Source organism: Streptomyces sp. a15, from assembly GCF_059026085.1.
Genome location: NZ_JBWLKM010000306.1, coordinates 1 through 327 on the forward strand (window position 1 = coordinate 1; position 327 = coordinate 327).

Consider the following 327-nt stretch of genomic DNA (forward strand, 5'->3'; position numbering starts at 1 on the left):
GTTGCCGGCCGCCTCGGGGTTCGGGCCGGCCATGCCCATCCCGACCGCGATCCAGGTGAGCGCCAGGGTGAACAGTGCGATCAGTCCGAACGCCGCCAGCCACTCCAGGGCGGTGGCGTCCGTGGACCGGAAGCCGATGGCCACGGCGATGGCACCGACGAGGACCAGGCTGGCGTGCACGTGCAGCGCGCTGCCGACGACGTGCCCGACCAGCACGGACCCGCGGTAGACCGCCATCGTGCGGAAGCGGGCGATGAGCCCCTCGGTCATGTCCATGGAGACAGAGATCGCGGCCCCGATCACGGTGCTGCCGATGGTCATCAGCAG

Annotated in this window: 1 pseudogene; it reads right to left on the minus strand. The window is 70.6% G+C overall.

The window, feature by feature from the left end:
- Positions 1–327: pseudogene (locus AC5P09_RS52255) on the minus strand (ABC transporter permease); the annotation flags it as partial.